We start from the raw sequence: 20,168 nt of genomic DNA on the forward strand, positions 1-20,168 counted from the left end.
GTATCTGCGGCAGAACGACCCCGACTATTATGCTGCCGACCAGCAAGCCGTTGACTGGGGTATCGGCGGCCGCAAGTCCCGGGCACTCAATGCCGCCACCACCCTGATTACCGGCGCGCTCGGCGGACAGGGCGATCTTCAGATATCGGCAACCGGTACGGCCACGGCAGCAATCGCGATCCCGCCGCCCAAGCCATCGCCCACTTCGTGCTGGGCGCCGCCTTGGCCTATGCCAACCACAGCGATCCCCTGCTGGGCGGCGGCAGTGCCGTTGCCGCCGAGAAGAGCGCCCAATGGATGGCAGAACAGTATAACGACGGCGTCAGCTACAACGATCCCGTTACCGGGCAGTTTGATCCCAACAGGCTACCTGAAAACATCAAAGAAGAGATTCGCAGCATTGGCAGCGCCGTAGCTCCCGTGGTGGGTGCGAGCGGAGGAAACGGGTCGTCGTTCAATGCGCAGGTGGCCGGGGTGATTGGGCAGAATGCGGTGGAGAATAATTCACTGCTCGGTGATGATATTCAAAAGTATATTGCCGAAAGAGCTCAAAGAGCCGCACAAGCTGCACGTGAACGATGGCCTAATAAGCCGGCAATCAGCGGCTTCTTTTTAGGGCTTGGGAATGCACTTAATGGAGCCGTCGGGCTTGGTGATGCCTCACTTGAAACTTTAGCAGTAGTTATTCATTGCACGGCTCGTTCGAGTTATTGCCAGACAGGCATGGCTAACAACCAAGCTAAAGGTCAAGCCCTGTTAGATATGGCAGACCGGGTGAGAGACGGCAGATTAAGAGCCTCCTTACGGCAATGGGGACACGATTTGCAGTACGGCACACCAGAGCAACAGCGCCGAGCAATCGAACAATTGGCAGAAGCATCCACAACATTAGGGCTTGGTGCCGCTTTCGGTCCTAAAGGAGGAGGTTCTGGTGCTAAGGCTGCCGCAGGCCGAACGGCAACAACGGCAGTAAGAACAGCAGCTAGCGAAACTGAAGCAGCAGCGGGTATTGCTAGTAGAAGGGCTATACTTGGGAGAACTGCTGTCGGGGAGCAGAAATTTGCTGCCAGTGGCTCTACTATGGTGTCTAGAAATGCTGCCCGAGGGGCAGAGAGAGCAGCCATTAACCAAAGCAAGACTGCGGCTGCCAATGGCGGTAGCCGTATGCCGGCACATAGTCCTGCATGATTTCCAAGTCCACCCATATCGGTAGCACCTTGGCATAGTTGGCAAACAGGATGTCGAGAAACGAATTGATGGTGGTGAGATGGTCGCGGTTGAAGCAGTAGGGCTGGGTGAAGAAGCAATTATTGGCAGTATTGGGTTGCCTGGCAGACAACAATGCACCTGCAGACCAAGCACCTGAAAAACATTTGCAACCTCTTGCCATAACAGAATAGTTGGAGTAATCTTCACACACCGTGTAGAGTTTATTTACGGTATTCTCAAAAATTTCAATCTGCTTGTTCCTTGGGGGCAAGTGTCAATTTGAACTTACAGAAACTTCGTTTTAACTTCGTTGAAGCTGTGCTTTCAGGTAGCCTGCTGTTCTGCATCGTCATTTAATAATCGCAACATCTTCTTTATACAGCAAATAACAAGGTTTTTCCCCACGATGGATTATGATGCCCTACGGGCTGCCTCTCCTGTATCTAAGAATACTCAATTTCGCCATAACAGATTATAAAGCAAAGTATTTCAGCTATTGCCACACCAGCCTCTAAGGCTACCTGAAACCTCTCTGCCACATCCTACTACCATCACCCCGCCACACCCTACCTCAAACGGCATATTTCGCGTATCATTAGCCAGTCTTAATTTTCATTATGATGGGTTAAAACCGGCAAAGAGAAACGCGACCAACTGCGTTGCTCAGATTGCAATCCGCCATACCAACCCAAGAAGCTCAAGAGGAGCCCCAGCATGAGCCTGCCGACCCCCGTTTTGCGCCTGCAAGACAGTGCCCGCCAACAGAATTTTGCAGAAGATTTCCTCCCCTTCCTTGCCAGCTATTATCGCCAGGCCGACTTTGCCGACCTGGCCTGCTATAGCGACACCGAACTCTTATCTGCCGCCGATTCGCACCGCAAGCTCGCTCAAGAGCCCCGTGCCGCGGGCAAAGCAGTGGTACGCGTTTCGCCCACCGGCGACACCGTGCAGCACACGCTGGTGGAAATTGTGGCCGACCACCTCCCCTTCTTGCTTGATTCCCTATTGATGCTGCTCAACCGTGAGCAGCGTGCGCCTTTGGCCGTGCTGCACAGCACATGGCAGGTAAAACGCAATGCAGACGGCAAAGCTGCCACTCTCGACGAAGCCGCCAAAGAAGGCAGCGCGCAGGAAACATTGGTGGCTGTATATCTGGAAGGCGGCGAGGCCGCACAAGACCAAAAACTGGCCGAGCAAATCCGCAACCTCTTAGCCGAACTGGGTACAGTGGTAGAGAGCGAACACAAACTGCGCGGTCAACTCTTGCTGGTTAACCAGATGATTCTGAACGAAGGCCGTAGCCAAGATGCGGAAATCGTCTCCTTCCTCAGCTGGCTGGCCGACCGTCATTTCCTCCTGATGGGCTTCTGCGAATACGATTTGGTCAACCATTCCGGCAGCCCGCGCCTGCAGGCTAAAGCCAATACGGCGCAAGGCATTCTCGCCGGTAACAGCAATCTGATTGCCGATGATTTTGCCGCCCTTTCCGATGCCGACAAGAAACAATGGCTGCGCCACAACCGCCTGCTACTCAACAAATCACAGCAGCGCAGCCGCATCCACCGCCCGGCCTATCTCAACCAAGTCAGCATCCACAAACTCAACGCCAACGGCCAAGTTATCGGCCAATGGTGCTTCATCGGTCTCTACACCGCCACCGCCTACACCGACAGCATTTGGAGCATCCCCGTACTGCGCGGCAAAGCCGAATATGTACTGAAACACTTTGATTTTGCCGATGGCAGCCATCAAGAACACAATCTGCGCCACCTGCTGCAAACCTACCCGCGCGACGAGCTGTTTGAATCCAGCAACGAAGAACTAGCCGAAGCCGCTGACGGCCTGCTTGCACTGGGCCATCGCCCGCGCGTGCGCCTGTTTGCCCGCAGCGATGTATTCAAACGCTACGTTTCCGTGCTGTGCTATCTGCCCAAAGAACAATTCGGCAGCCAACTGTGCCAACGCATTGCAGGCTACCTGAAAACCACTCTGGCCGCCGAAAGCTGCGAATACGCCGTGCAACTGACCGACGACAATCCGCTCGCCTGCGTCCAATTCCTGTGCCGCACCAATGCCGGCAAACTGCCTGCCTTTACCCGCAACGAGCTGGAACAACATGTTGCCAGCCTGGCGGCCAATGCCGGAACCGATAATGCTGCAGAAGCCGCTTCGCAGGCTGCCGTGCCGCAAGCCCAAGCCGAGCAGAAAAAGCAGCCCGCAGCCAAACCCAAAGCCAAGGCCAAAGCTGCCTCTGCCGCCCACGAAGACGACACCGCCTTCTCTGCCGCCTACCGCGAAGCCTTCGGCCCCGATCAGGCCATTACCGATCTCAAACACGCCGAACTTCTCAACGATGACCGTGTGCTGGTTACCGTCTTCACCGAGCAGGAAAACCCGGCCGCGCCCTACGCGCTGCGCCTCTACACCCCGCAAATCAGCCCGCCTTTGTCGCAAACTCTGCCCATCATCGGCAACATGGGGTTCGATGTGCATACTGCCGTACCCTATACCCTGCACACCGAGAACAGCGCTGTCGGCCTGAACCACTTCTCTCTCAAGCCCAATGTGGCTGTCCACGCTCAAACCGATGGCTGCGATGCCTTGGGCAGCGAACTGCCCGCGCTGTTTGCCGAAGTATGGGCAGGCCGTGTGGAAAACGACCGCTTCAACGCCTTGGTACTCTCCGCCGGTATCACCTGGCGCAACAGCGTGCTGCTGCGCGCCATCGCCAAATACCTGAAACAGGCTACCCTGCCGTTCTCGCAAGAACGCATCGAGCAAACCCTCATTCGCCATGGCGCCATCGCCGACAAACTGGTGGAACTGTTTGCTGCCCGCCTGCATCCTGAAGAAGCCGACGATAACCGTGCCCTGATGATCAACAGCGAGCTCACCGGCCTCTTAGCCGACGTACCCTCGTTGGATGAAGAGCGCATCATCAACGCCTTCCGTTCCGTGATTTTGGCGGTGTGCCGCACCAACTTCTGGCAAACCGACAAAGAAGGCGGCCTGAAATCCGAAATCAGCCTGAAAATCAAATCTAAAGACATCCCCTTCCTGCCCAAGCCGCTCCCGCTGTTTGAAATTTGGGTGTACAGCCCGCGCGTGGAAGGCACTCATCTGCGCGGCGGTAAAGTGGCACGTGGCGGCCTGCGCTGGTCCGACCGTTTCGACGACTTCCGTACTGAAGTGCTGGGCTTGGTGAAAGCACAGATGGTGAAAAACGCCGTGATCGTGCCCGGCGGCTCCAAAGGCGGTTTCGTGTGCAAACAACTACCCGATGCCGCTACCGACCGCGAAGGCTACCTGAAAGAAGGCATCGCCTGCTATCGGATATTCATCAACGCCTTGCTCGATCTCACCGACAACCGCACCGCCGAAGGCATCGAGCCGCCGCAGCAGCTGCACCGCCGCGATGGTGATGATCCCTACTTGGTAGTGGCTGCCGACAAAGGCACCGCCTCCTTCTCCGACACCGCCAACGCCCTCTCCGCCGAACACGGCTTCTGGCTGGACGACGCCTTCGCCTCCGGCGGCAGCACCGGCTACGACCACAAAGGCATGGGCATCACTGCGCGTGGTGCGTGGGAATCGGTAAAACGCCATTTCCGCCATTTGGGTAAAGATATCCAAAACGAAGACTTCACCGTAGTCGGCATTGGCGACATGGGCGGCGATGTATTCGGCAACGGTATGCTGCTGTCCGAACACATCCTGCTCAAAGCAGCCTTCAACCACCGCCACATCTTCATCGATCCGAACCCCAGCGCTGCCAAGAGCTTTGAAGAGCGCAAACGCCTGTTCCAAAGCGGCGGCGGTTGGGAAAAATACAGCCGTGCGCAGATTTCACAGGGCGGCGGCGTGTATGAACGCAGTGCCAAGTCCATCGAGATTACGCCCGAAGTGAAAGCCTGGCTCGGTATCGAAGCCGACAGCCTCACCCCCAACGAGCTCATCCGCGAGCTGCTCAAAGCCGATGTGGAACTGATCTACAACGGCGGTATCGGCACCTACATCAAAGCCGCTTCCGAAAGCCATGCCGACGTGCGCGACAAAGCCAACGACGAAGTGCGCGTGAACGGCGGCGAAATGCGCGCTAAAGTGTTGGGCGAAGGCGGCAATCTCGGCGCCACCCAGCTGGGCCGCATCGAATACTGGCAAAGCGGCGGCCGCTGCTGCACCGATGCCATCGACAACTCCGCCGGTGTAGACTGCTCCGACCACGAAGTAAACATCAAAATCTTGCTCGGCGAAGCCGTGCGCGCCGAACGCCTAACGCTGGAAGAGCGCGATGAGTTGCTCCGGGACATGACCGGCGAAGTGGCGCAATTGGTATTGCAAGACAACTATCTGCAAACCCAAGCCCTATCCGTTGCCCAGCTCAACCCGGCAGGCTACCTGAAAACCGCTGCCGCGCTCATCCGCTATCTGGAAGAAAACGCCGGCCTCGACCGCGCCGTGGAATTCCTGCCGGACGAAGCCGAAATCAACCGCCGTGCCGAAACCGGCAAAGGCCTGAGCAACCCGGAAATTGCAGTATTGCTGTCCTACAGCAAAATGCACTGCCAAGACAACCTCTTGGGCAGCGACCTTCCCGACGACCCCAACTTCCTGCCCGCGCTTATCCGCTATTTCCCCGCCCCGCTCCAGCAGCAATACGGCAGCGAAATGCAGCAGCACTACCTGCGGCGCGAAATCATCGCCAACCAACTGGCCAACCGCGTCATCAACCGCATGGGTATGCACTTCATCCAGCGTTGCAGCGAAGAAAACCAAGCTTCCGTGGCCGATGTGGTGCGCGCCTACTGGGTGGCCGACATCCTGCTCGACGGTGAAGAGCGTTTCCGCGCCGTGCAGGCGCTCGACAACCGCCTGCCTGCCGAAGTGCAAATGCGCCTGTGTGCCGACATTGCCGAGCTTATCGGCCATGTAGCCGGCCAGCTGCTGCGCAGCAAACGCCCCTTCGACAACATCGGCAGCCTCATCAGCCACTACCGCGCTCCCACCACCGAGTTCATGCAGCAACTGCCGGAGCGCATCCAGGCCGAAGAGCACCCCAGCATCGCCGAACGCGAAACCTGGCTCGGCAGCTACGATGTGCTCAGCCAGCAGGATGTGGCCATGCTCGCACGCCTGCCCTTCGCCGCCAATGTGTTGGCCGTGGTGGATTTGGCCGCCAAAATCGACAAACCCATCGCCACCGTTGCCAAGGCCTACTTCATGCTCTCCGAAAAACTGAACATGAGCTGGATCTACCGCGCCATCGCCAAACTGCCGAGCGACAACCAATGGCAGTCGCAAGCCGGTTTGGCCATGTATGAAGACGCCACCAACATCCATTTGGCGTTCACGCGCGACTTCCTGCAGGCCGGCAGCAACAGCCGTGCCGCTGCCAAAATTGCCGCTGCCCGCAGCCAGATTGCCGACATGCAGCACTATGAACCGGCCGACTTGTCTATGCTCTCCGCGCTAGTACGCAATCTGTCCAAAATCGTGGCAGCAGACTGAAACTACATAGCATGAGCCACACCATTTTTGCCGAACAGCCGCTGCTCGCCATCGACACCTCCACCCAGTGGTTGTCGTTGGCGCTGCGGCACAACGGCCATACCAGTCTATTCCATCAGGAGACCGGCAACCGGCAGTCTGAACTCATCCTGCCGCAGATTGCCGCCCTGCTGGACGAAGCCGGGCTGACTGTGCGCGAACTGGTCGCCATCGCCTATGCCCAAGGCCCGGGCGCATTTACCGGCCTGCGCATCGGCGCCGGTGTGGCTCAAGGCCTGGCTGCGCCGTTTGGCATTCCGCTCATTCCCGTGCCCTGCCTCGATGCAGTCGCTTCGCTCTGCTCCGGCCAAGCTGCCGTACTGGCTGCCACCGACGCGCGCATGGGCGAAGTGTTCTATGCCTGGTTTAACGCCCAAACCCAACAACGCCTGAGCGACTACCAAGTGGGCAAAGCCGATGAAATCAGGCCACCTGAAAACCTTTCAGGTAGCCTCAACCCTGACGGCATCAGCGGCATCGGCAACGCTTTCGCCCTGCCCGAGCCCCCGCCCTTCCCCGGCCGACCCGATATGCCCACCGCCGAGCACTACTTGGCGCTGGCCGCCTCCGGCCGCTACCCCGCCGTTTCCGCCGCCGAGGCCGAACTGCTCTACGTGCGCAACAAAGTTGCCCTCACCGCAGCCGAACAGGCCGCGCGCAAAGGAGCGGCATGATCGTCCGCCTTGCCCGCCCAGGCGACAGTGCTGCCCTGGCCGCGCTCGATGCGCAATGCAATCCCTCCCCTTGGTCGGAAAAGCAATTCGCCGCCTGCATCGTCCATACCAACGAAACCGTGCTGCTGGCCGAACAAGGCCGCGAGCTGGCCGGGCTCATCGTGTGGCAAACCATCCTCGACGAAGCCGAGCTGCACCTCATCGATACCGCCCCTGCCTACCGCCGCCAAGGCGTGGCCAGCCTGCTGCTTGATCACCTATTCAAACAGGCCGATGCCAAAAAAATCCGCCGCATCTTCCTCGAAGTGCGCCACAGCAACCAAGCTGCCATTGCCCTGTATCAACAACACGGCTTCATCCCCTGCGGCAGCCGCCCCGGCTACTACCCCTGCCCGGACGGCAGCCGCGAAGATGCCCTGCTGATGGAGAAACCATGCTGAGCAGCCGCTATCCCCGCCTGCACGAAGCCCTCGGCCTTGGCCCCATGTGGCTCAAACGCAGCGCCCGCATTGCCGAAAACACCCGTCCCGAATCGCAAAGGCTACCTGAAAACGGGCAAACCGAACTCCGCACTGCTCCCACCGCCGGACAAAGGCTACCTGAAAACAGACAAAGCGAACCCCGCCCAAGCGGACACAACGCGCTTCAACCCAACCCGCACCACTCCATCACCCCCGCAGCCCAACCTAGGCTACCTGAAAGTGAACGAGGTGAACTTCGCCAAATCGAGGCCGGCGGACTTCAGCAACATCCAAACCACAACCTTGCGCCAAACCAACCGGCCGCCCGCACCACGCTGCCCCCGCAAGGCCACCGTGCCGACGTACTGGCCGCCATCGCCACTCCTCAACCTTTCCAGCCTGCTCCCGCGCCAGCCGAAAACGAAAGCGACCCGCTCGCTGCCGTGCAACAGCTGTGGGCGGCATTGCCCCACACCGCCTTCACCAGCCCTGAAGAATTTCAACGGCAGGCCGCCGTCTGTGCCGCCTGTTCCCTGCACAGCCAGCGCAAACAAGCCCTCAGCGGCTACGGCGCCATGCCCGCCCGCCTCATGGTGATCAGCCTCAACCCCGCCCCCAGCGACGACGAAACAGGCCGGCTCATCAGCGGCCGGCACGGCCGGCTGCTTGACAATATGCTCGCTGCTATCGGCTTGGCGCCCGAACAAGTTTTTCGCACCGCCTGGCTGCGCTGCACGCCGCGCATCGCCCTCAAAACCACCCCCGAAGAACAAGTGCGCTGCGCCGCCTTTATCCGCCAAGAATTCGCCTGGGTGCAGCCGCAAGCCGTTCTCCTGCTCGGCAACAGCTTCTACGATCCCGCCCGCCGCTGGCTGCTCGAACAGCTCATCGGCCATACCCCCGCCTTCACCGTCCCCCACCCCGCCATCCTCCTGCGCCAGCCCGAGCTCAAAGCCCAAGCCTGGCACAGCCTCAAACAGCTCAAAGCCGCCTTGGCCAAAGCCTAAGCAAGCCGCACAATATTTTTCAGGTAGCCTTTCCCAGCAGGCTACCTGAAATTTTTTCAATTCAACCCAAACAAACCCTGCCGCACTCACCAATGTTATACCCTACCCCGTTACGTTATACTGAATTATAAATTCATATAAATCAACAAATTACTTGCAACCGACATCTGTTTCCGCTATCATTGCCCCATCTATAAACACACCCTTATGAAAGGAAACAAAATGAGCAACTGCCATACCCATGCCAACCACCAACACGTTCACGGCGAAGGCTGCGGCCATACCGCGATCAAACACGGCGACCACATCGACTACATCCATGACGGCCACCTGCACCACGAGCACAACGGCCACTACGACGAGCACAGCCTCGATGTAAACGCCACCAACCCCGACGGCTGCCACCCCGTGCAAACTTGTGCCGGTCATGTTCACGGCGAAGGCTGCGGCCACGAAGCCGTACCGCACGGCGATCACATCGACTACATCGTAAACGGCCGTCTGCACCACCAACACGGCGACCACTGCGACGACCACGGCCCGGTGGAAATTGTTAAGTAAGTGGAATAATATTTTCAGGTAGCCTTCCCACCACAGAAGGCTACCTGAAAATTTTTCCAGCATAGCAAACACCAAACCATCATACAACAAATCTACCGCCCCCTCACCTTCTTCTCCCTTTCCCTGCTCATTCCCTGGCTGTTGTGGTTCACCGCCGCCTATATCAGCCATCATCAGCCTTCAAAAACTATGCTATACATACAAACCGGTTTAAGCATAATCGGGCTGGTATCGCCAATGTTGCTGGCGCTATGGCTGCTGCGAAGCAATCCCGGCTTGCGTTCCGATGCTGCCAACCGGCTGCTGAAGCTGGGCGGTTTTCCCAAACGCTATCTGCTGTGCACCCTTCTGCTCCTACCATTTACCTTGATATTGGCACAATTTATCTCCCTGCTGTTTGGCACAGCATGGCGTAATTCCACATCTCCGGCAACCCCTCATTTAGCTCAGCTATGGTCTCGCCGTGGTTCCTCCTCATTTCTGCAGCCATCATTGAAGAACTGGCCTGGCACAGCTATGGCACCGATGCATTATTGAGCTGATTCAGTATGTTCACCGCCTCCATGATCTTTACCGTATATTGGGCGCTGTGGCATCTGCCGCTGGCCTTTATTCAGGGCTACTACCACAGCCAAGTAGTAGCTGAAGGCGCACTATATACCGCTAATTTTGTGTTCAGCATGATTGTATTCGTGTTGCTTTCCAACTGGCTGTATTTGAAAAGCGGCCGCAGTATCCTGATTGCCGTGTTGTTCCACCTATCTGCCAACCTCGGCAACGAAATTTTCGCCACCCATCCCGACAGTAAAATCATCCAAACTGGTTTGCTACTTATCTTGATCCTCTGGATTATTACCAAAGACAAAGCCTTATTTTTCAGCAAACCTTAAGCTTAAACCTTGCCCAACAGCCAAAATAATTTTCAGGTAGCCTGCTGTATGAGAGGCTACCTGAAAGTAAGATTTCCACAAAAAGGCGAGTTTCTGCAAAACTAAGATTTTTATTCCCGATATGGCATCGGCCTGTATTGCTGTATCAACTTGATAAATTTAGCCAACCGGCTTGCAACGGGCAATCAGATGCTTTGCAGCACGGCTGCCATATCTTCACGGCTGAAGCCGGCTTCCACTGCAGCTTGGCCTAGCTGTTTGAGAATAACAAGACGGATTTGGCCGGCTTGATTTTTTTTGTCATGCTGCATGTGAGCAAGCCAGGTATCAATCGCAAACTTTGGCGGGGCAACGGGCAATAGTGCGGCTTGCAGCAGGCGGATGATGCGTTCGGTGTCGGCGGTTTTCAGGTAGCCTTTATGCTCGGAAAGTCGCGCAGCAAGCACCATGCCGGCAGCCACAGCTTCGCCGTGCAGCCAGTTACCGTAGCCCATTTGGGTTTCGATGGCATGGCCGAAGGTGTGGCCAAGGTTGAGCAGGGCCCGGATGCCCTGTTCTTTTTCGTCCTGCTCAACGATGTGCGCCTTCATTTGGCAGCAGTGGCGGATGGTATCGGCAAGAGCGGTTTGCTCTTGCTGCATAATGCTGGACATGGTTTGCTCGAGCCGAGCGAGAAAATCAATATCGCCGAGCAAGGCGTATTTGATGACTTCGGCAAGCCCCGCGGAAAATTCACGCGGAGGAAGGGTTTGCAGAGTGGCAGTATCGGCAATGACGGCTCGGGGCTGGTAAAACGCGCCGATCATGTTTTTGCCGAGGGGATGGTTGATACCGGTTTTTCCCCCCACGGATGAATCGACTTGGCTGAGCAGGGTGGTGGGAATTTGAATGAAGGGGATGCCGCGCTGATAGGTGGCGGCAGCAAAGCCGGCAAGATCACCGATTACGCCACCGCCGAGAGCGAGGATCGTGGTGCGCCGATCAGCATGATGCTGCAGCAGGCCAGTGTAGATTTGCTGGAGAGCTTCATTGTTTTTGTATTGTTCGCCGTCGGGCAGGATGATGTCGCAAACGCTGATGCCGAGTTGTTGGCAGGCTGCTTGCACGGGATCAAGGTAAAGCGGGGCAACAGTTTGATTACTGATGATAACGGCTTTACCACTGATATGCGGGCGGATATATTCGGCTAAATTATCGAGCAAGCGAGAGCCAATGTGGATGGGATAGCTGTGGCCGGGGGTATGGACGTGCAGGGTTTGCATTATCGGTTTTCTTGGCTATGTTGATGTTGTTGAATCAGCTGCAATAGCTGCTTGGTAATTTGCGGGCAGGAGTGCTGCGGCGGAATATTAAACACGAGATGGGCTGTTTCGCGGTAAAGCGGATCGCGCTGTTGGTAGAGTGTTTGCAGCTTATCGAGTGGGTTAGCTACCTGAAGCAAAGGACGGTTCTTATCATATTGGATGCGCCGGTATAGGATTTCAGGGGTTGCGTGCAGATAGATCACCGTGCCTCGGGTATGCAAATAATGGCGATTGTCGGGAGACAAGACAGCTCCTCCACCGGTAGCGAGGATAATGGGATGTCGGCGGGTCAGTTCGTCAATAATGGCAGCTTCGCGCTTGCGAAAACCACCCTCCCCTTCCAGCTCGAAAATAGTGGAGATAGAAACACCGGTGCGTTGGCAAATCAGTTGGTCGCTATCAATAAAATCGCGTTGTAACAACGCTGCCAACTGCTTCCCATGAGTGGTTTTGCCCGCACCCATCAATCCGATAAAAAAAATATTGCCTGCCATGGTATCCATGGCAGGCATTGTAACCGAATCAATCGGTAAAGTGTGGCTTAGTAGCGCAGAACGTTACCTTCACTACCCATGATACGCGGGGTGATGAAGATCAGCAATTCGTTTTTGCTGTTATTACGTCTAGTGCCACGGAACAAGTTACCAACAACAGGGATATCACCCAGCAGCGGCACTTTGTATTGGGCATTGGAATTGTCTTCCTCATAAATGCCGCCCAAGATAATGGTACCGCCATCTTCCACCATCGCGCGGGTAACCAGCTCTTTAGTACTGATACACGGAGTACCCAATACACTACAGTTTTCATCCACCGAGTCTTTATTCAGCTTGATGTCCATAATCACATTACCGTCAGGCGTGATTTGTGGAGTAACCGTCAATCCCAATACAGCCTCTTTGAAGCTGGTGCTAGTGGCGCCACTGGAAGAAGCTTCCTGATAAGGAATTTCTCGGCCAGCTTTGATGGTTGCCTCTTTTCGATCTTGAGTCAGCACGCGCGGACTAGAAATAATCTTACCGCGGTTTTGCTCCTGCATTGCGGTCAACTCTAAACCAAGCGCACCAGAAGACAAAGCACGAACAATAGTTAATGATGAAGTTGCAGACGCTGCCGGCAGGTTCACGTTAGGAGCAATAGAGAAAGTATTACCGTTGGCGCCACTGCTACCCAAGCCACTACCGATTCTAGTTGAGCCAGAAGTCTTGTTATAACCAAACTTCACACCTAAAGCACGAGAAAAACCGTCTGTAGCTTCAACAATACGAGCCTCAATCATCACTTGACGTGCAGGAACATCCAACTGTTCAATTAGACGCTCGAATTCTTTAATGACATTCTGGTTATCTTTAATGATCAAGGTATTTGTCGCTGGATCGATAACAGCAGAACCTCGACTACTCAATAAAGAGTTACTGTTATTACCACTATTGGATCCACCATTCTCATTAATATTCAGAATCTTGCGGAATTCATTGACATCTTTGTATTTCAACTGGAACGTACGAGACACTAGAGGACCAAGTTCTTCAATACGCTTAGCATTTTCCAGGGTCTCAACATCAATTTTACGGAACTCTTCCGCCGGAGCAACACGGATAATATTACCGTTACGACGCGATTCTAATCCACGTGACTGCATTACCAAGTCTAAGGCTTGATCCCAAGGCACATCTTTCAATGATAATGTCATTTTGCCAGAAACGCTGTCACTGGCCACAATATTCATATTAGATTCTTTAGCTAAAATCTGCAGAATAGTACGTACATCTACGTCTTGGAAGTCTAAAGAAACACGTTTACCGGTAAAATTACGGTTACGATTACGGTTAATACCATCTTCAGCTACTGTAGATTTAGGAGAAACTGTAATAGTATACCGACCAGCAGATTGGCTAGCTTTATGTTCCCAACCACCCTGATTTTTGATCGTAATCTCTGTATCGTTACCCAAACGACGCAAGCTGATGGTACGAACCGGAGTACTAAAATCGGTTACATCCAGATTGCGCTGTGCAGCAATTGGCAGTTGGTTATTTTTCAGCAAAATAACCAAGTTATTGCCACGCTGTTTAACTTCAGGAGTACCACGATAGCCAGCAGTATTAATTTCAATCACTCCTGAATTATTTGCACCTTTGTGGAAATCAACAGCTACATTTGCAGTATTACTGCCAAGCGCATTCTGACCTGCAGTTGCTCTGGTCTCAGTCACACCAAGAGACTCTTGTTGGATTTGATTACTGGGAGCAGTGGCTCTTACAGCCGAAGAGGATGCCTGTCCCGTTTCATTTAAATAAATCCAAACTTCATTACCTCGTATTTCAGCATTGTACTGCCCAGGTCTATTCAAATTGAGCAAAACACGAGTCTTATTGCTGTCTTGAGCAACTGCAATTTGGCTGAGCAATGAGTCATTGTATTGAAGTACCGGCTGACTCAGGTTAGCACCAGTATTTGGAAAGTCCAAAGCGATACGGGCAGGGGTAGTAGTAATAAAACCACTTGGTTTAAGCATATCCCGATCAAAACGAATCTTGATAACTTTTTGATTATTTGGCAAAGCAGAAACATTAATATCTGTAATATTACCAGCCAGTACGCCTTGCATGGCTAAGCTCATACCTAAAGCGGTTAGATATTGCAGTTTTTTGATTTTCATAGCGTAAATCCCTTGGTAAGTTTAATTAGATTTTGATTGGTTAGAAGCGTCTGAAGTATTTAACTCCAACTCCGCTGTTCGACGTTGCCATGCACCATAGCTGTCTTCAGTTACTTCCGATAAGATCAACTTATCCGGAGTAATAGCTGTAATTTGCCCATAGTTTTGGCCAAGATAATTGCCAACGCGTACTGTGTAGGTATGCCCACCAGCTTCAACGAAGGCAGAAATCTGACCACCTCGTTTAATGGAACCCACATAACGCAAGCTTTCTAAACTAAAGTTCTCCAGAATTTCTTTCGGCCTATCCGGGTTCGGAGCATTAATACCTGACTGCTGATTCACCCGAAGCCGTTTAGGATCAAAAATATTTAACCCATTAATCACGGGATCAATATACTCAGGAGATTTTGAAATAGTAGGTATCTCAGGTTGGCGAACTTTATTTTTTGCTTCTGCCTGGGCATTATCCATCCACTGCTGCAAATTACCCTCTGTCAAAGAGCAGGCTGTCAGCAAAAAAATTGCTGAGCACCATAGTATATTTTTCTTCATTATAAAATCCTTTATAAAGAATCAGTCTTATTATTCAGCTTATTCAGCTTGTGACGCAGCCGAGGCAGCAGCCACCTCACTCTGAGCTAATGCCTTATAAGTATTAGCATTAGCAGTTAAAGTGAGTATGCCATTACTATCTTTTGCATCTGCAGGAGCAAGATTGATCTTATCTAAGGTTACGATACGGGACAGACGACCCACATCACGTATAAATTGTGCAATTTGCTCATAGTTACCTGAAATGGAAATTTCATAAGGTAATTGCTGTACGTTATCAAGATCCACAGGAGGTAGAGGTTTCACACTATTCATGCGCATACTATTTTTAGCCCCAGCCTGATGCAGCTCCTGAATCAAGTTCGGGATTTCTGCATCCGTTGGCAGCTGCTTCAGTAACACATTAAATGCAGTGCGGATTTTTTCTAGCTCATCCTTCAAAACTGGCAGATTGGCTGCTTGATCCGCTTTGCTTTGATACTCCTGCTTCAACTGTTCCTCTTTCTGCTGCAAAGTTTCAAACTCTTCCCATTGCCCTTTAAACACAGCAAAGTAGCCTGCAACCAAAAGGAGAAGAACAATAACGATACCAGCACCAAGCTGAACTAGCTTGTTCTGTTTATATAAGGTATTAAGATCAATTTTTTGTGCCATGATTTCATCCTTCCATTAATTCGCGGGGGAGGAAGTGGCTGTAGCAGATGACGCAGGTGCTACAGGCGTATTGGGTACTGATGCAGAAATATTGCCAGTAGCAGAAGCAGATTCTGACGGCATTACAACAGGGGCAATATTTGCAGAATCACTATTCATCGGTGCAGAGGCAGAAACAGCTACAGTTAATTCAAACTCTTGTACCGACTCTACTTTATTGATGCTATCCAATGAAGGCTGACCAAACACATTGGTACTTGGAATCACGCGCATAAAATCAGCAATTTTGCTATCACTAGTAGCCTTACCAGACAGAGTATAAGTGCTGACATCTTTTGCCTTAATTCCTGTTAGATAGACACCTTCAGGTGCAACAGTATTCAAGGAGTCAATCATCCTAGCTGCTTCAAAACGTTTATTTTCCAGTTCTTCTACTTTTGCTTTCCGAGCCAAGAAGTCCCGTTTTTCAGCCTCCAAGGTTTCCACCTCTTTGATTTGGATATCCAGTTGCGCAATACCATCAGTTAATTGCTGATTGCGAGACTCTTGGTTCAAAATCATGCCGCTAAGTGACACATAAGTCAGCACCAGCAAACCAACCCCAACCAAACCAGAGAACACCATCAGCCTGGTAAACTGAGCTTTTTTCTGTTTATCCTGCTCCTCACGATAGGGAAGCATATTTAGTTGAATTAATGGAATCATTTTACAATCCTCTTACAGCCAATCCAAATGCAACAGTCAGTTGCCCGGATTCTAAATTGAATTTCGAAGTTTCGGCTTGTTTACCACCTTGCGTACTGGCAATAGGCTCCACTTGTTGGGTAGAAATATTGGTTTGAGCGTACACGCTTTTTGCAAGACCGAAAGGCTGCATAAACGGACATCCAGAAATTAAGATGTGCTTAACACTGTCTTGGTAATCACTGCTAACCGTGGTGTAATAGAATTGCAAAACCCTTTGAATTTCTTGAGTAAGCTGGCTATTAAAGTGATCAGCCACAGTACCTTGAAAATCTGCAGGTTTATTACTTTTGAAACGCATACTCCATGCATCATCCTCACTCAATTTATATTGGCGCTGGATGTTATGAGTCAGCTGTTTATTACCAAAATTGGTTTCTTGCTTATATACAATATTGCCATTTTGGAGAATTAAAGCTTTGGTCTGATCTTCATCCACATGGAAGATAGCCAGTTTTTGATGCTCCAAATCGGGAGCAAATTGATCAATCCACACAGAGAACGCGTTTACAACAGCAAAAGTATCCACATCCAGCTGTAACAACGGGATATCAGCATCCGCGAACAAATCTGTGCGCAGATCCACATCATCACGTTTAGCGGCAGCCATGACGATTTCCTGTACATTACCGTTTTGCAGCTCGGCGGTAACTTGGAAATCATAGCTCAGATTATCAGAACCGATGGTTTGGCTGGCTTCCAACTCAACGAACTCATCTATCGGCAAATCAGAGCTACGGGCATCGTAAGTAATCGTTTGTATATTGGTTAAAGCCTGCGGCAGGGCTGCTGTTACATTCTTGCAACTACTACCAAGCTGTTGGTAAGCTTGTTGTAAATATGACACGAGTTGGTCATGATCTTCGATGTTGCCGTTTATAATAACGCCTTTAGGTAGGGGCTGGATGGCGTAATTTTCCAACCGAAGATTACCCGGAACACTGCCGGCAAGATGTACCATATTAATGGCGGTTGGCGTAATATCCACGCCCAAGCAGCCTTTGCTGCCAAAAGACATTTTTGTCTTTTGTTTTGATTTTCTTGGTTTTTTTGATATTCGCATCTTTAAGCCTCCCTTTAAAAGACCGGTTGAATGGTCACAGGTAAATTTATATCAGGTTTTGCGTTTTCTTGCATAAATTAAGGTATAGTTTACTTTAGTCAAAGTACTTATTGATAGAAAAATTTGTAACTATGTTTAGAAAAATATTTAAAACTGTCTTTGGATTACTGTTGGGGCTGGCCTTATTCGGTATCGGACTGCTGGCTATTGCAGTTTTGGTAACTTATCCGAAACTCCCCAGCTTAGAGACGGTAACTAATTATCAACCCAGAATGCCGCTGACTATTTATTCATCAGATGGCAAACTCATCGGCATGTATGGTGAAGAGCGCCGCGCGTTTACTAAAATTGACGAATTTCCGCCTGTGTTGATCAATGCCGTTATTGCTGCAGAAGATAAACGCTTCTACCAACATTGGGGGGTAGACGTTACCGGTGTGGCTCGCGCCCTGATCGGCAACTTCCGTCCCGGCGGCGTATATTCTGGTGCCAGTACCATCACCCAGCAGGTAGCCCGCAACTTTTACCTCACCAACGAACGCAGCTACCGCCGTAAGTTCAATGAGGCATTATTGGCCTACAAAATTGAGCAATCGCTAAGCAAGCAACAGATTTTGGAGCTGTATTTCAACCAAATCTACTTGGGTCAGCGCGCCTACGGCTTTGCTGCCGCTTCGCAGATTTACTTCAATAAGCCAGTGAAAGAGCTGACTTTGGCCGAAGCCACCATCCTGGCCGGCCTGCCTAAAGCGCCCTCTTCTTTCAACCCGATCGTGAACCCCGAACGTGCCCGTTTACGCCAACGTTACATTCTCAACAATATGGTTGAAGAAAAGATGATTACGCCCGCAGAACGCGATCAGGCACTGGCTGAAGAATTGCATTACCGACGCCAACAAGTAGAGATTGACCAAAACTCTCTATATGTGGCCGAAATGGTTCGCCAAGAAATGTACGACCGATACGGCGAAGATGCCTATACGCAAGGCTTCCGCGTGTACACCACCGTTAGCTCCGAAAGCCAGCGCGTGGCCACCCTAGCCCTGCGCCGAGCCCTGAAAGGTTTCGGATTAGGCGCTTATCGTGGTGCAGAAGCATTTATCGATTTGAACACGATAGAAGCAGAGACCCTGGACGAAAACCTAGATCAATATCTGGATACGGTTTACACCGTAGACGGCCTACAACCGGCCGTGGTGTTGCAGGCCAGCCGCTCTTCGATTGAAGCCTATACGCAAGGCGGCAACCGCATCAAAATCAGTGGCAATGCGCTCAATTATGTAGCGCGCACCATCAACAATGGCAAAGACAACGCCATCCGCCCCGGTGCGGTTATCCGCGTACGCAAACTCGATCGCGGTTGGCAAATCAGCCAAATGCCCGAGCTGCAAGGCGCATTTGTGGCATTAGACAGCAAAACCGGCGCCATCCGCGCCTTGGTGGGCGGTTTCGACTTCCATAGTAAGAGCTTCAACCGTGCCACTCAGGCCGAGCGTCAACCGGGTTCTACCTTCAAGCCCTTTGTCTACTCAGCCGCTTTGGCTAAAGGTATGACTGCCGCCACCACCATCAACGATGCCCCGATCGAATTGCCCGGCATGGGCACCGGCGGTCGGCCGTGGCGCCCGAAAAACTCCGATGGCCGCTATTCCGGCTTCATCACCCTGCGTCAGGCATTGACTGCGTCTAAAAACATGGTTTCCATCCGCATTGTGATGGCGCTTGGCATACACGAAGTACATCAATATGTGCAGCGTTTCGGCTTTAATGCCCGTCAGATTCCCGATTCGCTGTCTATGGCTCTGGGCAGCGGTGTGGTTACCCCGTTGCAAATGGCGCAGGCCTATGCCGTGTTTGCCAACGGCGGCTATAAAGTGTCTCCCTATGTGATCGACCGCATTGAAGACAGCCAAGGCCGATTGCGCGCCCAGATGAAGCCCTTGGTGGCCGGAGAAAGTGCGCCACAAGTTATCGATCCGCGCAACGCCTACATCATGTACACCATCATGCAAGACGTAGTACGCCGAGGCACCGGTGCCCGCGCCAGTGCGCTCGGCCGACGCGATATTGCCGGCAAAACCGGTACCACCAATGAAAATAAAGATGCCTGGTTTGCCGGTTTCAATCCCGACTTAGTGGGCGTGGTGTATATCGGTTTCGACAAACCGCGCAGCATGGGTCGTGCCGGCTTCGGCGGCACGATTGCCTTGCCGGTGTGGGTGGAATACATGCGCTATGCGCTCCAAGGCGTGCCGCAAAAAGGCATGCCGATGCCAGCGAAGATTGTCCGCAATGGCAGCGAATACTTCCTGCAAGAGCAGCAGAGCACCAGTCCGCGCCTGGCTATCGACAACCGTGGCGCTACGCCTGATGCGGAAGATATCCAAGCCGCAGGCGGCGATCCGGTGATTCCGGAAGAAACCGCGGTAGAGCCGGTACAGCCGCAAAACGGCGGTGGAGGCGCAGCACCCTCACCAGAGATTGACGCCCTGTTCTAAACCAATCGCTCTGCCTGATTGAAAAGGCTACCTGAAAACCCTATCCGGTATTTTCAGGTAGCCTTTTTCTCTAGTCGAAATATATGCGACATCACCAAGCCAATCACAGTTGCCGCGTGGGCATCAAGTGACTTGTTCTGCGCCACAGGCTACCTGAAAACATAAGGCTTCAACCAAGTTCCAACGAGCTTTGCCCGTTCCCGCAAAGCTAACAATTTATTTTCAGGTAGCCTCTGGCTCAAACAGTATAATCTGCCCGCCAGACACCATCCAAGCAACAACATGACAACAAAACCGCATATTAAAAACTAAACGCCATTAAATAAGCAATAACGTGAG

The 20,168-nt window shown here is 52.5% G+C and carries 17 protein-coding genes; 8 read left to right on the forward strand and 9 right to left on the reverse strand.

Annotated features, from left to right (window positions below):
* Window positions 1-138: 138 nt before the first annotated feature.
* Entirely contained in the window at window positions 139-294 is a 156-nt protein-coding gene (locus HMPREF2796_RS11415; protein WP_168162825.1) for a hypothetical protein, read from the reverse strand.
* A gap of 3 nt (window positions 295-297) precedes the next feature.
* Here HMPREF2796_RS11415 and HMPREF2796_RS10885 point away from each other — a divergent pair, with 3 nt between their 5' ends.
* The gene (locus tag HMPREF2796_RS10885) at window positions 298-1,188 is read left to right on the forward strand and encodes a VENN motif pre-toxin domain-containing protein (protein WP_083308700.1); all 891 of its coding nucleotides are present in this window, start codon (window positions 298-300) and stop codon (window positions 1,186-1,188) included.
* Here the strand turns inward: HMPREF2796_RS10885 and HMPREF2796_RS11175 are convergent.
* Complete coding sequence (locus tag HMPREF2796_RS11175) at window positions 1,124-1,339, reverse strand: hypothetical protein (protein ID WP_141749196.1); 216 nt, start codon at window positions 1,337-1,339, stop codon at window positions 1,124-1,126. The genes HMPREF2796_RS10885 and HMPREF2796_RS11175 overlap by 65 nt on opposite strands.
* Window positions 1,340-1,923: 584 nt before the next feature.
* Here HMPREF2796_RS11175 and HMPREF2796_RS09880 point away from each other — a divergent pair.
* The 6 genes from HMPREF2796_RS09880 to HMPREF2796_RS11720 all read left to right on the forward strand — a co-directional run bounded on the left by HMPREF2796_RS09880 (window position 1,924) and on the right by HMPREF2796_RS11720 (window position 10,349).
* Window positions 1,924-6,717 (forward strand): NAD-glutamate dehydrogenase, encoded by a 4,794-nt coding sequence (locus tag HMPREF2796_RS09880; RefSeq protein ID WP_070633267.1) that lies wholly within the window; start codon window positions 1,924-1,926, stop codon window positions 6,715-6,717.
* 11 nt (window positions 6,718-6,728) lie between these two features.
* Entirely contained in the window at window positions 6,729-7,430 is a 702-nt protein-coding gene (tsaB, locus tag HMPREF2796_RS09885) for a tRNA (adenosine(37)-N6)-threonylcarbamoyltransferase complex dimerization subunit type 1 TsaB (RefSeq protein ID WP_141749197.1), read from the forward strand.
* The gene (gene rimI, locus HMPREF2796_RS09890; RefSeq protein ID WP_070633269.1) at window positions 7,427-7,870 is read left to right on the forward strand and encodes a ribosomal protein S18-alanine N-acetyltransferase; all 444 of its coding nucleotides are present in this window, start codon (window positions 7,427-7,429) and stop codon (window positions 7,868-7,870) included. The genes tsaB and rimI overlap by 4 nt, the downstream gene beginning before the upstream one ends.
* Window positions 7,864-8,898 carry a uracil-DNA glycosylase gene (locus HMPREF2796_RS11715; RefSeq protein WP_070633271.1) on the forward strand — a complete coding sequence of 345 codons (1,035 nt, stop codon included), beginning with the start codon at window positions 7,864-7,866 and terminating at the stop codon, window positions 8,896-8,898. Before rimI ends, HMPREF2796_RS11715 begins: the two co-directional genes overlap by 7 nt.
* 222 nt (window positions 8,899-9,120) lie before the next feature.
* Window positions 9,121-9,459, forward strand: coding sequence for a hypothetical protein (locus tag HMPREF2796_RS09900; RefSeq protein ID WP_023886832.1), 339 nt, complete (start codon window positions 9,121-9,123; stop codon window positions 9,457-9,459).
* Between the two features lie 548 nt (window positions 9,460-10,007).
* Window positions 10,008-10,349, forward strand: a complete 342-nt coding sequence (locus HMPREF2796_RS11720; RefSeq protein ID WP_246826849.1) for a hypothetical protein — start codon at window positions 10,008-10,010, stop codon at window positions 10,347-10,349.
* Between the two features lie 185 nt (window positions 10,350-10,534).
* Here HMPREF2796_RS11720 and aroB read toward each other — a convergent pair whose 3' ends face one another.
* From aroB to pilM, 7 genes are read right to left on the reverse strand one after another with little or no spacing between them, the layout of a single operon-like run.
* Window positions 10,535-11,611, reverse strand: coding sequence for a 3-dehydroquinate synthase (aroB, locus tag HMPREF2796_RS09910; protein WP_070633273.1), 1,077 nt, complete (start codon window positions 11,609-11,611; stop codon window positions 10,535-10,537).
* A complete protein-coding gene (locus HMPREF2796_RS09915) occupies window positions 11,611-12,165 on the reverse strand; it encodes a shikimate kinase (protein WP_070633275.1) in 555 nt (184 codons plus the stop codon). Before HMPREF2796_RS09915 ends, aroB begins: the two co-directional genes overlap by 1 nt.
* 29 nt (window positions 12,166-12,194) lie before the next feature.
* Window positions 12,195-14,315: a type IV pilus secretin PilQ gene (gene pilQ / locus HMPREF2796_RS09920; protein WP_210385360.1), complete on the reverse strand. Its 2,121-nt coding sequence runs from the start codon at window positions 14,313-14,315 to the stop codon at window positions 12,195-12,197.
* A 21-nt stretch (window positions 14,316-14,336) separates the two neighbouring features.
* Window positions 14,337-14,870, reverse strand: a complete 534-nt coding sequence (locus HMPREF2796_RS09925) for a pilus assembly protein PilP (protein WP_070633277.1) — start codon at window positions 14,868-14,870, stop codon at window positions 14,337-14,339.
* A 39-nt stretch (window positions 14,871-14,909) separates the two neighbouring features.
* A complete protein-coding gene (locus tag HMPREF2796_RS09930) occupies window positions 14,910-15,524 on the reverse strand; it encodes a type IV pilus inner membrane component PilO (protein ID WP_023886838.1) in 615 nt (204 codons plus the stop codon).
* Window positions 15,525-15,539: 15 nt separating this feature from the next.
* Entirely contained in the window at window positions 15,540-16,229 is a 690-nt protein-coding gene (locus tag HMPREF2796_RS09935; protein WP_023886839.1) for a PilN domain-containing protein, read from the reverse strand.
* Window position 16,230: 1 nt separating this feature from the next.
* Window positions 16,231-17,331 carry a type IV pilus biogenesis protein PilM gene (gene pilM / locus HMPREF2796_RS09940; protein WP_070633279.1) on the reverse strand — a complete coding sequence of 367 codons (1,101 nt, stop codon included), beginning with the start codon at window positions 17,329-17,331 and terminating at the stop codon, window positions 16,231-16,233.
* A 131-nt stretch (window positions 17,332-17,462) separates the two neighbouring features.
* Between pilM and HMPREF2796_RS09945 the strand changes: the two genes are divergently transcribed.
* Window positions 17,463-19,829, forward strand: a complete 2,367-nt coding sequence (locus HMPREF2796_RS09945; protein WP_070633281.1) for a penicillin-binding protein 1A — start codon at window positions 17,463-17,465, stop codon at window positions 19,827-19,829.
* Window positions 19,830-20,168 lie beyond the last annotated feature (339 nt).

Origin of the sequence: Eikenella sp. HMSC071B05, from assembly GCF_001811325.1 — a bacterium.
In the GTDB taxonomy this organism is placed as follows: Bacteria; Pseudomonadota; Gammaproteobacteria; order Burkholderiales; family Neisseriaceae; genus Eikenella; species Eikenella corrodens.